This is a genomic window from Flavobacterium noncentrifugens (genome assembly GCF_900100375.1).
GTDB lineage: Bacteria > Bacteroidota > Bacteroidia > Flavobacteriales > Flavobacteriaceae > Flavobacterium > Flavobacterium noncentrifugens.
On the sequence record NZ_FNEZ01000008.1, the window covers coordinates 36,607 to 51,792 of the forward strand.

A 15,186-nucleotide genomic window follows, 5' to 3' on the forward strand; every position below is an offset into this window, starting at 1 on the left:
ATAAATGTGGTGCAATATAAAAACTTTTCTAATAGCTTTTAACATATTGGTTAAGTTTCTGTTACCAAATGACTGAAAAACTGATATATAGCATCAAAAAATCGGTAAAAAACACAAAAAAGCCTGTCGGTTTCAAACAACAGGCGTCAATTTTTATAGAAATAAGGCTTAAAATATTATTTTTTTCCTTTCCTGCGGGTTCTTTCGGTCTTGATCAGTGTCAATTCGCGGCTGGTTTGCCCAGCTACCGAAGTGTTTTCTTCAGCGCGGCGAATCAGGTACGGCATCACATCGCGAACCGGCCCAAAAGGCAAATATTTCGCCACATTGTACCCATGTGCAGCCAAATTGTAACTGATGTTATCGCTCATGCCATACAATTGTCCGAACCAAATCCGGTGGTCGCTTTTAGAAATCCCGCGTTCGTTCATAAAATCCATTAATTTATAAGAACTCCATTCATTGTGCGTTCCTGCAAAAATCGACATCTGCTCTAAATGTTCAATCATATAATGCACCGCTGTATCATAATTCTCATCGGTCGCTTCTTTCGAATGGCAAATCGGTGATGGATAACCTTTTTCCTCAGCGCGCTTGATTTCTTTTTCCATATAAGCGCCGCGAACCAGTTTCATCCCGATGTAAAAACTTTGAGATTTTGCCTGTTCGTGAAGTTTTTTCAAATAATTCAAACGATCGTGGCGGTACATTTGAAGCGTATTGAAAACGATCGGTTTCTCTTTATTGTATTTTACCATCATTTCGGCAACCAGGTCATCGGCGGCATCCTGCATCCAGCTTTCCTCACCGTCAATGAGTAAAGCAACATCGGCATCATGTGCGGCTTTGCATACGATATCGAAACGTTCCACTACCCGATTCCACTCTAACTGCTCATCCGGAGTCAATTTTTGGTTTTCACCAAGTTTTTCATACAGATAAAAACGCCCGAAACCTGTTGGTTTGAACACGGCAAATGGGATTGCATTTCGCTCTTTGGCAAACTCAATGGTTTTCAGAGTCATCTCCAAAGCCGCATCAAACTGTTCCTCTTCTTCTTTACCTTCAACGGAATAATCAAGCACTGACGAAACGCCTTTGGTAAACATTTTATCCACAACACTCAAGCAATCGTTTTCATTAACACCACCGCAAAAATGATCAAAAACCGTCGCGCGAATCAGGCCTTCAACCGGCAAATGCGCTTTGATCGCAAAATTCGTTACAGCCGTTCCAATACGAACCAATGGCTGGCTGTCGATCAGTTTAAACAAAAAATAAGCGCGGTCGAGTTCGGTATCGCTTTTTAAAGAGAATGCCACTTGTGTGTTGTCAAATATTTTTTCCATATCGTTTTTAATGATTATGCAAATATAAAAGTTAGTTGGCCAGGAATTAGCCTATTTTAAAAAATATTAGTTCGGTTTTTTGCGAATTTTATCAGAAAAAAATTCCGCATTTCGTGGCACGACAATTTATTAATGACTTATTTTGCACCATCAATTTCACAAAAAAAGATTTTAATGAGTTTTATCCAGGCAAATGGCTATCCTATATACTGTAACGAATTGGCGTATGCTGCGCTGAACGAATACCTGGCTTCCAATAAATATTCGTCTATTTTTATCATTGTCGATACCCATTCGAATGAATTTTGCCTTCCGAACTTCTTGTCAAATTTAGCAACCGAAACTACCATTGAAATCGTCGAATTTGATTCGGGTGAAAGTTCGAAAAATATCGAAACCTGCGTAGAAATCTGGAAAGTGCTGACAGAGCTTGGCGCCGATAGAAAAAGTTTAATCATTAATGTTGGCGGCGGCGTTGTTACGGATCTTGGCGGATTTGTCGCTTCAACATTCAAGCGCGGCATTGATTTTATTAATGTTCCAACGACTTTACTCGCAATGGTTGATGCTTCGGTTGGCGGAAAAAACGGCGTTGATTTAGGCCATTTAAAAAACCAGATTGGAGTGATTAATGTTCCGAAAATTGTTTTGATCGATACGTCATATTTAGAAACGCTTCCGCAGAATGAAATGCGTTCCGGATTGGCTGAAATGCTGAAACACGGATTGATTTACGATAAAAAGTACTGGGAAAAATTCCTGGATTTGAATTTGATTGATTTTGCCGATTTTGACGATCTGATCTTAAAATCTATCGAAATCAAAAATAACATCGTTTTGAAAGATCCGACCGAAAACGGCATCCGCAAAGCATTGAATTTCGGGCACACGCTTGGGCATGCGATCGAAGGTTATTTCCTCGAAAGTGAAACCAAAACGACTTTGCTGCATGGCGAAGCGATTGCTGCCGGAATGATCCTCGAAGCACATGTTTCGATGGCCAAAAACCTGATTTCATCTGATGAGTATTTTCAAATCAAAAGCGGCATCAAAAACATATTCGACGACATTATTTTTGAGGAAAACGACCTCTCGCCGATTCTCGATTTGCTCATCCATGACAAGAAAAATGAATATGGAAGCATCCAATTTGTACTGCTTGACGGCATCGGAAACATCAAAATCAATCAAACGGTTGAAAATGAATTGATTGAAAATGCTTTCAAAGATTACAAATCTTAATATATTTTTAATAAAAAGCATTGCAATTCGCATATAAAATTTTTTACATTTGCCTTCAATGAGAAAAAATCAAAATAGCAATACATACGCTTTTAGCGGAAGCAAAACCAATCAATCGTTCTTTAGGTTATTGAAGCGTATTTTTGCTGTAAAAGGGATTTTGGATTTTGAGGTTCTTCCCCATTCCAGTAACTTTCACGAGAAGCTTCCGATCATTTATGCGAATATCCGGGTTTGAACATTAGATCAATTTCATCCAAATTTTTCTAATCTCAAACAATTCCAAATAAATGAATACAAAATATTTCGACCTGATCAACCAGACTTTTTACTTTCCACAGGAAGAATTTACGCTTAACAAAGACAACTTACAGTTCCACAATATCGACCTGATGAAACTGGTTGAAGAATATGGAACACCACTAAAGTTCACGTATTTGCCTGCCATTACGAATAACATCAACCGGGCTAAAAACTGGTTTCGGAAGGCAATGGAAAAGAACAAATACGAAGGCAAGTATTACTATTGCTACTGCACGAAAAGCTCTCATTTTGAATATATTATGAATGAGGCTTTCAAGAATAACATTCATATTGAAACGTCTTCGGCTTTTGATATTAACATTGTTGAAAATTTGCTTGAAAACGGCAAGATCAATAAAAGCACTTACGTGATTTGCAACGGATTTAAACGCGACCAGTACATTACAAATATTGCGCGCCTGATCAACAACGGACACAAAAACGCCATTCCGATCATTGACAATTTTGAAGAACTCGATTTGCTTCAGGCAGAAATCAAAGGAAAATTCAAAATCGGAATCCGGATTGCCGCAGAAGAAGAACCGAAATTTGAATTTTATACTTCAAGGCTCGGAATCGGATACAAAAACATCGTCAGCTTTTACAAAAAACAGATTCAGGAAAACCCGAATCTCGAACTCAAAATGCTGCACTTTTTTATCAACACCGGAATCAACGATACTTCATATTATTGGAACGAATTGGTCAAATGTATCAAAGTGTATATTGCTTTGAAGAAAGAATGCCCAACGCTTGACGGACTCAATATTGGCGGTGGTTTCCCGATTAAAAACTCCCTGGCTTTTGAATACGACTACCAATACATGATCGACGAGATCCTGAACCAGATTAAGATTGCGTGTGAAGAAGCAGAAGTCGATACGCCAAACATTTTTACAGAATTTGGATCGTTTACCGTTGGCGAAAGCGGCGGCGCGATTTACCAGGTTTTGTACCAAAAACAGCAAAATGACAGGGAAAAATGGAACATGATCGATTCGTCTTTCATTACTACTTTGCCTGATACCTGGGCGATTAACAAGCGTTTTATTATGTTGGCGATCAACCGTTGGAACGATCAGTACGAACGCGTTTTACTTGGCGGAATGACTTGCGACAGCGACGATTATTACAACTCTGAGCAGAACATGAATGCGATTTACCTGCCGAAATACAACAAGGAAAAACCTTTGTACATTGGGTTTTTCAATACTGGAGCTTATCAGGAAACGATTGGCGGTTATGGCGGATTGCACCACTGTTTGATCCCGCAACCGAAGCACATTCTGATCGACCGTGATGAAAATGGGATTTTGGCTACAGAAGTCTTTTCTGAACAACAAACTTCAGAAGATGTGCTAAAAATATTAGGTTACACCAAAAAATAAATTATTTTTGAATATTAATAAACCCGAGGCGCAGCCGTTCCGAAAAGTCGGGAGTATGGAGCGTAGCGGAATAAAACAAGACAACTAAAAAAATGAGCAAAGGACCAATTAGCCAGTTTATTGAAAAGTACTACCTGCATTTCAATTCTGCGACTGTTGTTGACGCGGCAAAAGCCTACGAGCAGCAACTACAAAACGGTGCCAAAATGATGGTGACTTTAGCCGGTGCAATGAGTACGGCTGAAATTGGAAAAATTTTCGCAGAAATGATCCGCCAGGACAAAGTGCAGATTATTTCTTGTACAGGTGCAAACCTTGAGGAAGATATTATGAACCTTGTGGCACATTCACATTATGAGCGCGTGCCAAATTACCGCGACTTAACGCCGCAGCAGGAATGGGATTTATTGGAACGCGGATTAAATCGTGTCACCGATACCTGTATTCCGGAACACGAAGCATTCCGTCGTTTGCAAAAGCACATTTACAAAATCTGGAAAGATGCTGATGACAAAGGTGAACGATTTTTACCACATGAATTCATGTACAAAATGCTGCTTTCAGGCGTTTTGGAAGAATATTACGAAATTGACCTCAAAGACAGCTGGATGTATGCTGCAGCAGAAAAAAACCTGCCAATCATCGTTCCAGGCTGGGAAGACAGTACAATGGGGAACATTTTCGCTTCTTATGTCATCAAAGGCGAATTGAAAGCATCAACCATGAAATCCGGAATTGAATACATGACTTTCCTTGCGGATTGGTATTCGAAAAACAGCAGCAATGGTGTTGGTTTCTTCCAGATTGGCGGTGGAATTGCGGGAGATTTTCCAATTTGTGTCGTGCCAATGTTATACCAGGATATGGAAATGCACGATGTGCCGTTCTGGAGTTATTTCTGCCAGATTTCAGACTCAACAACCAGTTATGGTTCTTATTCGGGCGCAGTTCCGAACGAGAAAATTACCTGGGGAAAACTCGACATCAATACCCCAAAATTTGTGATCGAATCGGATGCGACGATCGTTGCGCCACTAATTTTTGCTTACCTACTAGATTTATAATAAGATATGAAAAGAATTATTGTTGATTATTCAAAACTGACCAATGAAATCCTGAACCTTTTGGTCGAACGATTTCCTGACGGATATGATGATTCCAATATTATCCGGTTTAGAAACGCACAAAACGAATTGATCGAAGCCGTTGAAGTGCGTACGGAAGATACGATTTACCTGGTGAAAGTCAGCACCAAACTCGCCAGCAGATTAGAAAACTTCGACGACGACGAAGATCTTGACGACGTGGTGGAACCAATCGATGCGATCAAAGGAATCGACCTTGATGACGAAGATGCAGTAGATGATGACGAAGAAGAAGTGGATGTAACCAAAGATCCGGGTGGATCAGAAAGTGACGGAGACGATGACGACGACGACGATGATTTCGACGAACCTTCAGACAACAATGACGAAGACGAAGATGACGAAGACGACAGATAAAAAAACAAAAGGAACTTTAATCGGTTCCTTTTTTTTATTTGAATCAATTGGGCAAGTAGAAAATCAGTAAATTAGAAATGATTGGTTTGTGTAAATGAAACTTTTCAATCTACATAAAATTTTCAATTCAGGAGCATAAAATCGTAAATCCAAAAATCGTAAATCAAAAATCTTAAATCAATGATTGCCTCCTTTCCTCCTATTATAAACGATCAAACTGAAATTTTAATCCTCGGAACAATGCCCGGCGCGATGTCACTGGAAAAACAGGAATATTACGCGTATCCGCAAAACCAGTTCTGGAAAATCATATACACTTTATTTGCAGAACTTCCTGTTTCAGTTATTTTTTCAGAAAAAGTAAAATTGCTGCAAGACAACAAAATTGGGCTTTGGGACGTTTTAGCGAATTGTGAGCGCAAAGGAAGTTTGGACATCCACATCAAAAACCACACAGAAAATGACATCGAAAACCTGCTAAAACAACATCCGAAAATAAAAACGATTTTATTCAACGGCAAAGAAAGCTACAAATATTTCGACCGTAAATTCAGGCATATTGAAGGAATTAAATATTACGTCATGCCATCAACAAGTCCGGCTAATACGGTTTCGTTTGATAAAAAATTGGAAGCTTGGCGTGAAGCTTTAATTTTTATAATTATTTGAAGCACGAGAGTTGTTTTTAAAAGAAATTTTTGTCCCGCTGTCCGCTGTATCTTTTTCGTTCCTCAAAAGGATGCCACTTCCATCGGGGCTAACTACAATGAGCAATTTTCAAAACAACTTCCAAAACTCTGTAACTTTTAGCCTTGCAACTTTAAAACTACAAATACCTTTCCTCAAAAACCCGCTGATGGTGGTTCTGATGCCCAACAATTACAAAACCCAAAGCCCGAACAGACATTTCTTTCCCGGATGTCACACCAACGCGCAGCAATTCTTCATCCGAAAAAGCCTTAAACATTAAAATATTTGAATGCCTGATGGCAGAATATTCTGTCAACAACGACATGATCGATCTTTGATCTGCCGGAGCAATTTCGGCATAATCATTTTCTTCAAAAGGCGACAAGGGCGTTTGGTCTTTTCTAGCAAAACGCAAGGCGCGATACGCGAAAATCCGCTCCGCATCCATTAGGTGCTGGATGATCTGTTTGATTGTCCACTTGCCTTCCGCATAACGGAATTCGTGTTTGTCCATCGGAATGTCCTGCACAAATTTAATAAATCGGTGAACTGAAATTTCCAGCTCTTCGGTTAAATTGTATTCGTCGCTGACCTGCGAAATGTAAGTTGCATAATGCGGCGCGTATTCAGTATTTAAAACGTCTTTGATTTTCATAATTTAAGCAGAATTTCTCGCCGCGTTGGTATTTCCAAACAACGATCGTGTTACAATTTTTTCATAGATTTTGACCTGATTTTCATCCGGATTTTCGGAAGCGTTCAATTCCTGAATCCGCTGCAGCGCATATTGCTGGATCGCCAATAACGGAATCACGATTTTCTCTCGTGTGTCAATCGACGCTTTTCCGTCAGGATAATTTTCCATCAGCGTTTCATGTCCGGCAATTTTTAAAAGCATTCGTTTGGTTTCCAGGAATTCATTGTAGATGATTTGCCAGAATGCCCCAAATTCAGGATCGTCTTTCATGTAAGAAGTCAGCGGAAAGAAACATTTCGCCAATGACATCATACTGTTTTCAAGCAACGTTTTAAAGAACAGCGACGTGTCGTATAAATGCTGTACTTTTTCCCAGTTGCCGGTTTCTTCAAAATGTTTTAAGGCTGAGCCAACACCAAAAAACCCCGGAACATTTTGCTTCAGCTGGCTCCACGAACCTACAAACGGAATCGCGCGCAGATCTGCAAAATCCAACTGATCCGATTTTCCGCGTTTTGCAGGACGGCTTCCGATATTGGTTTTCGAATAGTATTTCAGCGTACTCATTTTCTCGAGGTACGGAATGAACTTTGGGTGGTTTTTAAAATCGGTATACTTTTTATATCCGAGATTTGCCAGTTCGTCAAGAATCAATTTTTCTTCATCGGATAATAAATTTTTCTGTTCACTAAAAAGCCCATTTGTAATTCCGGCACTCAGCAAATTCTCGATATTGTAACGACAGGAATCCAATGTCCCGAAATTCGAACTGATCGTTTGTCCCTGAACGGTAATCTGGATCGCTGTATTTTCGATATTCTTGCCTAATGAAGCATAAAATTTATGTGTTTTTCCGCCTCCACGAGCCGGTGGGCCGCCGCGTCCGTCAAAGAAAATGACACTGACGCCATATTTTCTGGACATCGCCGTGATCTTTTCTTTGGCTTTGTAAATGCTCCAGTTTGCCATTAAATAACCGCCGTCTTTGGTTCCGTCAGAAAATCCAAGCATGACCGTTTGGCGGTTTCCGCGGTTTTTGAGGTGCTGCATGTAAGCATCGTTCGTATACAATTCCTCCATGACCAAATCGGCTTTTTGCAGGTCTTCGATAATTTCGAATAACGGCACAATGTCGACAGTCGGGTTTTCCCAGCCTGATAATCTGAACATGGCTAGTGTTTCCATGACATCCAAAGCGCTTTCATTGTTGCTGATAATGTATCGGTTTGAACCTGATTCGCCGTTTTTTTCCTGAATGGTTTTCATGGTTTGTACCGATTCCAACGTCGACTTTGTCATGTCATCTTCAAAATCATTTGGGCTAATGTTGCCTTTCATTTCAGAAGCGGCTTTGAGTTTCTGCTTGTCATCCAAATCAAAATAGAATTTTGGGAAAACCTGTTCGAAAACGGTTTTATGGATTTTACTATTCTGCCGGATGTCTAGCGATGCAAAATGAAATCCGAACATGTTCAGTTTGTTGATCAGGCAATTCAAATCGTCTAAATACAGCGATTGATGCTGTTCTATGATGATTTTTTTTACTTGGTTCAGTGTCGATTTCATTTCATCAACAGTAATAAAAATATCGCCTTTGGAATAAAAAACAGAACGGTAAATTTTGTCTTCCAATTCGGTAATTAAATTGTCAACATTAGAAAAGGTTAGTTTTCTTTTGAGGTTCCGGATGTCTTTGTAATAGCATTTTAATACAGATGAACGCAATCTATCTGCTACTTTCAACGACACTTCATTGGTCACAAACGGATTTCCGTCGCGATCGCCACCTGGCCAGAAGCCCAAATTTAAGATTGAATTGTCGATATTTTTTCCGTAAAAAATATTTTTCTGGATGTATTGCACCATTTCTCCCATGGTTTGGTAAAACACGTTTTCGAGATACCAGGTCAGGCTGACCGCTTCGTCAAACGGCGTGGGTTTTTCTTTTTGGATGAACGGTGTTTTGCCAAGTTGGGAAAGCAGCTCCTTGATTTTTACAAGATCGTCTTCGCGGATGGCATTGGTTAAATCAGTAATGATTCCGAGAACAGACCCCGGATAAAATTGCGTTGGATGTGCAGTTAAAACGGTGCGGACTTTAAAGCTTTCGAGAAATTCGATCAGTTCTTCCTTCATGTCTTTGGCGTCGGCATTTTCTTTTACGTCACGAAGCGAACCGCGTCCTTCGAGGTTGTTGATCACTGGAAAAGCAGCATCTTCAATGGCGTCAAAAAGCACGATCTGCCTTTCGATGTATTGGATGAAACGGAACATGATGTCGATCTTTTGTTCTTCTGTAGCGTTGTCAAGATATTTCTCTGAAAAGAAATTCACGATCTGCTCGGGTGTTTCCTCATTTTTAAAACCTTTTTCGCAGACTTCAGAAAACAATGGAAGCAAAACGCCGGTATTGTCAATAGAATCGAAAGGCAAAGTAATAAAAACACTGTTGTAAACCTGGTATTTGGAAAGCACATTCTGGTTGAATCGCTCTATTTTAGGAAGTGTATACATTAAAAATAATTTTGGATTAAATTAATAAAAAAACCCCAAGCTTTCACTTGGGGTTTTGATTAATTTATGCTTTTTGATTACATATTTTTGAAGATCGTGTGCATCAGGCGTTTTTTGTCGTTGATACTTTCTTCCAATGAAATCATAGTTTCTGTTCTGTAAACACCGTCGATATCGTCGATCATAAAAATCACGTCTTTTGCGTGTTTGGTGTCTTTCGCACGGATTTTACAAAAGATATTGAATTTCCCTGTTGTTACATGTGCAACAGTTACGAACGGGATTTCGTTGATGCGCTCCAATACAAATTTGGTTTGTGAAGTGTTGTTCAAAAATACACCTACATAAGCAATAAAAGAATAGCCTAGTTTTTCATAGTCTAAAGTCAGTGAAGAACCCATAATGATCCCTGCATCTTCCATTTTTTTAACCCTTACGTGTACCGTTCCGGCTGAAATCAGCAATTTTTTTGCGATATCTGTAAAAGGAACTCTGGTATTATCAATCAACATATCTAAAATCTGGTGATCTACTTCATCTAAACGAAACTTGCTCATAATTGTTTATTTATTGTGTAATGTTTTATCGATTAAGCAAAAGAAACACAAATTATCCGATTATAAAACGAAATCGTTAATTTTTTACAATTCCATTAACAACTTTAACATTATTACTGAAATTAAAATCTGCTTTTTGCCCGATTTCAGGAAAATTAACATTTTTACTTTGAAATTCGGCTCCTTCTGCGTCAAATTCAACATGTCCGAAAAATTTATCTAAATTATCAATTTGAACAATATTTGCACAAAATTGAACGGTTTCCTCAACTAATTCCTCGGTATATTGAGCGGCAAAATTCGTGATTATTTTGTTACAATCATAACTAATTTTGACATTTTTATAAACTAAGTCATAAAAATTGATCTTATTTTGAGGAATATTCAAATATTCATCCAATCCATTGCTAACTACAACGTTTTCGTTAATCAATTCAAAACCTGACAATAATGCAATAAATATTAATTTCCTGGTTTCTTCGCGTTCATAATCATTTGGAAAATGCCCTGCTTCAAATAAAACGGTTGGCACATTTAAGGATTGAAAAGTGTCTCCAATGCAATTAATATTGAATGAATCGTCAAAACGCCCAACCTGACCCGGAATAATTTTTTGAAGTTCGATATTCATGGCAGCAATAATGTCAATTGCTTTAGCACGATGTGTATTGATTTCGCGTGCATCATTATACGACGGCGCTAAAAAAGAAACTGTTGCCGGTTTGCCCGATATTCCCGCGCCATAAATTGTACGCTGATCATGCAAATTGTAGCAGTAATGCGGTTTAAATCGATCAAATGCTAAACGCAACGCTTTACTTTCAGGTTGTGTTAAAAGGTTGGCATCGCGGTTTAAATCGACTTTCGCGGCATTCTCGCGGGTGTACAATTTAGCACCATCAGGATTCACCATCGGAAGGCAGCAGAATGTAAAATCCTTTAATAGATTGGTTGCGATTTCAGTTTTACTTTGCAGGAAATTCAGGAAATCAAATAATGCTTTGGTTGTCGTGCTTTCATTTCCGTGCATTTGCGACCATAGTAAAATGCGCGTTTTTCCGGTTCCGGTTTGAAATTGATAGATCGGTCGATTTTCAACAGATTGCCCAATGGTGCTTAATTCGCTGTTTTGATTCCATTTTTGAAGCAATGGCGCGATGTGATCTAACGTGATGTATCTTCCGTGAAGCTCGGGAACTTTATAGGCAGTGGAGATTGATTCGAAATCCATAATGATAAATTTGATATGCAAAAGTAACCATTTGCAGCAAAATCTTCATCAATCAGAATAGCCCTAAAAAATGAAACCTCCGACCATAATGACCGAAGGCTTCAGAACCAATAAAACAAACACAAAAATTATCTTTAACAAGATATTTATTGTACCCTAATTTACGATGGAAGATTGATTTTGGTTTTTAAATATCTAATATTTTTTGTGTACAATATCCATTTTGTGAAATTTTACCTGTAATGCCTTCAAAATGGGATAATAAAATTTTAAAATCTGCTTCGATATTTCCTGTCGGATAAAATTCCAGAGCCACTTTTACTTCTTTTTTCCGATAATCGAAAGCCACCGGAATGATCGGAACATTGGCTTTTAAAGCGATGTAATAAAATCCGGTTTTGAGGTGATCGACTTTTTTTCGTGTGCCTTCGGGAGCGATTGCCATCCGGAAAACTTCGCGGTTTTTGAAAATTTCTGCAATAGAATCAACCTTGTTCAATCCGCCACTTCGGTCTAAAGGTGCCCCGCCCATCCATCTGAAATACCATCCGAATGGAAAACGAAAAAGCTCTTTCTTTCCTACCCAATGCATCCCAACGCCGATAATGCCGCGTGAAAAAAGGCCGATAAAGAAATCCTGCCAACTCGTATGCGGCATGACCATAATGACCGATTTTTTGATTCCAGGATCGAATGTGCCAGAAATGGTCCAGCCCATGATCCTGAAAAACAGCCATTCATAAATTCGTTTCTTCATTTCAGGAATATTTTGGCCAAAAATAATGTTATTCTCTTATTTTTATAAAAAAAAGGCAATGTTTAAAAAATGGCTGAGTTATTTTGTTCCGATATTGATTTACGAGAAAAAATCTGCGTTAAGCAAAAACCTCGAAATTACGTGGAATAACGGTGAGCTTGTCCTGGACTCCAAAAACACCAATTATTCGTATGGAAGTTTGCAGCGGATTTTGAGGATTGGGCTCACGCACATCGGATTCCAGAACGTTTTCAAAATGGAAAATATCCTCGTTTTAGGCGTTGCCGGCGGGAGTGTCATTAAAACATTGGCAAACGAAATCAAATATTCCGGCAGGATCACTGGTGTGGAAATTGATCCGGAAATCATTGCGATGGCGAATAAATATTTTCACCTGGATCAAATCCCAAACCTTCAGATCGTGATTGACGACGCATTTGAATTTGTGCTGAAAACAAAAGAAAAATACGACCTTATTATTATCGACATATTTCAGGACACGACCATGCCGAACTTCCTGTTTGAAAAATTCTTTGCCAACCGACTGGGAATGCTATTAAATGACAAAGGATTTCTGCTTTTCAATACCATGACTTTAACCGAGAGTCATAATTTACGGAATGAAAAATACATTTCAGAATTTGATTCAAGCCAGTTTAAAGTCGAGAAAATCCCGCGCCTTGAAGCACACAATGAATTGCTTGTCATTCAAAAAACATAAAAAAGCCTGCAAACGCAGGCTTTTCAACTAACAAAACAATTAATGAATCTGGTTCTTATTTGTGCATTAATACCGCATCAACAACATGAATTACACCATTTGACTGGTTTACATCTGCAATTGTGACTGTAGATTTCATTCCTTTTTCATCGGTTAGAACCAATTTTTTCCCGTCCATCATCGCCCATAATTTTCCGCCTTGTACGGTCGTCAATTCGGTTTTACCATTTCCGGCTTTGATCGCTTTTGCAATGTCAGCTGCATTCATTTTTCCAGCGACGACGTGGTAAGTTAAAATACCTTGCAGCATTTTTTTATTTTCAGGTTTTAACAGCGTTTCAACAGTTCCTTTTGGCAATTTCGCAAAAGCTTCATTTGTTGGGGCAAAAACGGTGAATGGGCCTTTTCCTGATAAGGTTTCAACCAAATCAGCAGCTTTAACTGCAGCAACTAAAGTCGTGTGGTCTTTAGAATTTACTGCATTTTCAATGATGTTTTTCGATGGATACATTGGCGCTCCACCAACAGTTACCGTTTTCTCCTGTGCAAATGATGCTGTTCCGAAAGCCAGTGCAAATGTCAAAAATGCAGCTGATAAAAATTTTTGCGTTTTCATAAATGTTGATTTTTAAAGTTATTAAAGTCATTTACGCCCGCAATTTCAAATTGGATTTGGCATCGTTGTTTTTAACATTTATTTATGTTTTGTGCAAATTTCATCCTAGAAAAATATTTTTAGCAATCATAAATTAATAGCTTATTTTTGGCGCATTCAAACGCATATAAACCAGTGAAGCATGCTCTTTAATTCGCTTTCGTTCGCAATATTTTTACCTATTGTATTTTTCCTCTACTGGTTTATGCCTAAAAAAACGCTGGCAAAACAAAATGTGCTTTTACTGGCTTCGAGTTACTTTTTCTATGGCTGCTGGGATTGGCGCTTTTTATTTTTGCTCATCTTTTCCACTTTATTGGATTATTACACCGGATTAAAAATAGAAAGTGCAACCGCTCAAAACACTAGGAAATTCTGGTTTTGGTTGAGTATTTCTGTCAATCTCGGATTTTTGGGGATCTTCAAATATTACAATTTTTTCGCTACTTCTTTTGGTGACATGCTATCTGGTATCGGGCTCAAAGTCAATCCGTGGACCTTAAAGGTCATACTTCCGGTGGGCATTTCGTTTTATACTTTTCACGGACTTTCCTATGTGATCGATATCTATAAAAAACGGATCTCCGCTGAGAAAAATTTTGTAGATTATTCGCTGTTTGTAAGCTTTTTTCCATTGCTTGTCGCCGGGCCGATTGAAAGGGCAACCCATTTGCTTCCACAGATCAAACGCGACAGGAAGTTTAATTATACTCAGGCTGTAGACGGTTTAAGGCAGATTTTATGGGGCCTTTTTAAAAAAATCGTCATTGCCGACCAATGTGCAGAAATCGCGAATGTAATTTTTAACGATCCGTCAGCATATAGGGGAAGTACTTTGTGCATGGGCGCCATTTTGTTTGCCTTTCAGATTTACGGCGATTTTTCGGGGTATTCTGACATTGCGTTGGGAACCGCGCGCCTCTTTGGGATAGATTTGCTCAGAAACTTCGCTTATCCATACTTTTCAAGGGATATTGCCGAATTCTGGCGGCGTTGGCACATCTCGCTATCGACATGGTTTCGGGATTATTTGTACATTCCGTTGGGCGGAAGCAAAGGCGGTATTTGGCTCAAAATCAGGAATACATTTATCATTTTCCTCGTGAGCGGATTTTGGCATGGAGCCAATTGGACGTTTATCATTTGGGGACTTTTACACGCGATTTACATCATGCCTTCGATCATATTCAATACCAACAGGAAAAACCTGGAAACTGTTGCCGAAGGAAAAACTTTTCCGCTATTAAAGGACCTTGTTGCGATGGCCGTTACCTTTTTACTGGTTGTCTTTGCATGGATTTTTTTCAGGGCAGAAAGCCTTACACATGCCGTTCAGTATATTTCGGGAATTTTTTCAGAATCTCTTTTCAGCATGCCGCAGAAACAGCCACGGGCTTTGGTTGCCATCATCATTTTATTCCTGATCGTTGAATGGATCGGCAGAACGCAGCAGTATGCGCTTGCTTCTTTCGGATTAAAATGGCCAAAAGTGTTGCGTTGGACATTTTATTACTGTCTGATCGCGGCTATTTTCTATTTTACAGGGCCGGAAAAGCAATTCATTTATTTTCAATTTTAGC

General features: G+C 38.9%; 14 protein-coding genes. 7 read left to right on the forward strand and 7 right to left on the reverse strand.

What is annotated here, in order from left to right:
* Window positions 1–176: 176 nt before the first annotated feature.
* Entirely contained in the window at window positions 177–1,349 is a 1,173-nt protein-coding gene (locus tag BLS32_RS17405) for a proline dehydrogenase family protein (protein WP_091399105.1), read from the reverse strand.
* 174 nt (window positions 1,350–1,523) lie between these two features.
* Here BLS32_RS17405 and aroB point away from each other — a divergent pair, with 174 nt between their 5' ends.
* The 5 genes from aroB (at window position 1,524) to BLS32_RS17435 (ending at window position 6,453) form a co-directional block, all read left to right on the forward strand.
* Window positions 1,524–2,591, forward strand: coding sequence for a 3-dehydroquinate synthase (gene aroB, locus BLS32_RS17410; protein ID WP_091399199.1), 1,068 nt, complete (start codon window positions 1,524–1,526; stop codon window positions 2,589–2,591).
* 290 nt (window positions 2,592–2,881) lie between these two features.
* A complete protein-coding gene (locus BLS32_RS17420) occupies window positions 2,882–4,282 on the forward strand; it encodes a type III PLP-dependent enzyme domain-containing protein (protein WP_091399111.1) in 1,401 nt (466 codons plus the stop codon).
* 92 nt (window positions 4,283–4,374) lie between these two features.
* Entirely contained in the window at window positions 4,375–5,346 is a 972-nt protein-coding gene (locus BLS32_RS17425; protein ID WP_091399114.1) for a deoxyhypusine synthase family protein, read from the forward strand.
* Between the two features lie 6 nt (window positions 5,347–5,352).
* On the forward strand, window positions 5,353–5,784 hold the full coding sequence (locus tag BLS32_RS17430) for a DNA primase (protein WP_091399117.1): 432 nt from the start codon (window positions 5,353–5,355) through the stop codon (window positions 5,782–5,784).
* 180 nt (window positions 5,785–5,964) lie between these two features.
* On the forward strand, window positions 5,965–6,453 hold the full coding sequence (locus BLS32_RS17435) for a DNA-deoxyinosine glycosylase (RefSeq protein WP_091399119.1): 489 nt from the start codon (window positions 5,965–5,967) through the stop codon (window positions 6,451–6,453).
* 157 nt (window positions 6,454–6,610) lie between these two features.
* On the opposite strand, the gene BLS32_RS17440 is transcribed toward BLS32_RS17435, so the two are convergent.
* The 5 genes from BLS32_RS17440 to BLS32_RS17460 form a co-directional block, all read right to left on the reverse strand.
* Window positions 6,611–7,129 carry a DinB family protein gene (locus tag BLS32_RS17440; RefSeq protein ID WP_091399122.1) on the reverse strand — a complete coding sequence of 173 codons (519 nt, stop codon included), beginning with the start codon at window positions 7,127–7,129 and terminating at the stop codon, window positions 6,611–6,613.
* Window positions 7,130–7,132: 3 nt separating this feature from the next.
* Window positions 7,133–9,685 carry a phosphoenolpyruvate carboxylase gene (locus BLS32_RS17445; RefSeq protein WP_091399125.1) on the reverse strand — a complete coding sequence of 851 codons (2,553 nt, stop codon included), beginning with the start codon at window positions 9,683–9,685 and terminating at the stop codon, window positions 7,133–7,135.
* Between the two features lie 77 nt (window positions 9,686–9,762).
* Window positions 9,763–10,242: an Lrp/AsnC family transcriptional regulator gene (locus BLS32_RS17450; RefSeq protein WP_091399129.1), complete on the reverse strand. Its 480-nt coding sequence runs from the start codon at window positions 10,240–10,242 to the stop codon at window positions 9,763–9,765.
* Window positions 10,243–10,318: 76 nt separating this feature from the next.
* A complete protein-coding gene (locus BLS32_RS17455) occupies window positions 10,319–11,473 on the reverse strand; it encodes a M14 family metallopeptidase (protein WP_091399132.1) in 1,155 nt (384 codons plus the stop codon).
* Between the two features lie 187 nt (window positions 11,474–11,660).
* Window positions 11,661–12,230: a 1-acyl-sn-glycerol-3-phosphate acyltransferase gene (locus BLS32_RS17460; RefSeq protein WP_091399135.1), complete on the reverse strand. Its 570-nt coding sequence runs from the start codon at window positions 12,228–12,230 to the stop codon at window positions 11,661–11,663.
* Between the two features lie 58 nt (window positions 12,231–12,288).
* Between BLS32_RS17460 and BLS32_RS17465 the strand changes: the two genes are divergently transcribed.
* A complete protein-coding gene (locus tag BLS32_RS17465) occupies window positions 12,289–12,951 on the forward strand; it encodes a spermidine synthase (protein ID WP_091399202.1) in 663 nt (220 codons plus the stop codon).
* Between the two features lie 55 nt (window positions 12,952–13,006).
* On the opposite strand, the gene BLS32_RS17470 is transcribed toward BLS32_RS17465, so the two are convergent.
* On the reverse strand, window positions 13,007–13,567 hold the full coding sequence (locus BLS32_RS17470) for a fasciclin domain-containing protein (protein WP_091399138.1): 561 nt from the start codon (window positions 13,565–13,567) through the stop codon (window positions 13,007–13,009).
* A gap of 181 nt (window positions 13,568–13,748) precedes the next feature.
* On the opposite strand from BLS32_RS17470, the gene BLS32_RS17475 reads away from it, so the two are divergent.
* Complete coding sequence (locus tag BLS32_RS17475) at window positions 13,749–15,185, forward strand: MBOAT family O-acyltransferase (RefSeq protein ID WP_091399141.1); 1,437 nt, start codon at window positions 13,749–13,751, stop codon at window positions 15,183–15,185.
* The last annotated feature ends 1 nt before the right edge of the window (window position 15,186 follow it).